Here is a 342-nt window from a genome sequence, read left to right on the forward strand (position 1 = left end):
CATCTGCCTTACAAGCAGAGGGTCGGCGGTTCGATCCCGTCATTCTCCACCATTCAATTTAATAGCCGGCCTAGCTCAATTGGTAGAGCAACTGACTTGTAATCAGTAGGTTGGGGGTTCAAGTCCTCTGGCCGGCACCATCTAAGAGCCATTAGCTCAGTTGGTAGAGCATCTGACTTTTAATCAGAGGGTCAGAGGTTCGAATCCTCTATGGCTCACATGTATACGCGGGTGTGGCGGAATTGGCAGACGCACTAGACTTAGGATCTAGCGCCTTACGGCGTGGGGGTTCGACTCCCTTCACCCGCATATGCGGAAGTAGTTCAGTGGTAGAACACCACC

3 tRNA genes are annotated in these 342 nt (G+C 52.0%); all 3 read left to right on the forward strand.

Going from position 1 to position 342, the window contains the following annotated elements:
- Positions 1–64: 64 nt before the first annotated feature.
- A tRNA-Thr gene (locus tag HMPREF2629_RS10670) sits at positions 65–140 on the forward strand.
- A 5-nt stretch (positions 141–145) separates the two neighbouring features.
- Positions 146–218: transfer RNA gene (locus tag HMPREF2629_RS10675), tRNA-Lys, on the forward strand.
- Positions 219–227: 9 nt separating this feature from the next.
- Positions 228–309, forward strand: a tRNA-Leu gene (locus HMPREF2629_RS10680).
- The last annotated feature ends 33 nt before the right edge of the window (positions 310–342 follow it).

Origin of the sequence: Staphylococcus sp. HMSC034C12, assembly GCF_001835895.1 — a bacterium.
GTDB classification, from domain to species: domain Bacteria; phylum Bacillota; class Bacilli; order Staphylococcales; family Staphylococcaceae; genus Staphylococcus; species Staphylococcus hominis.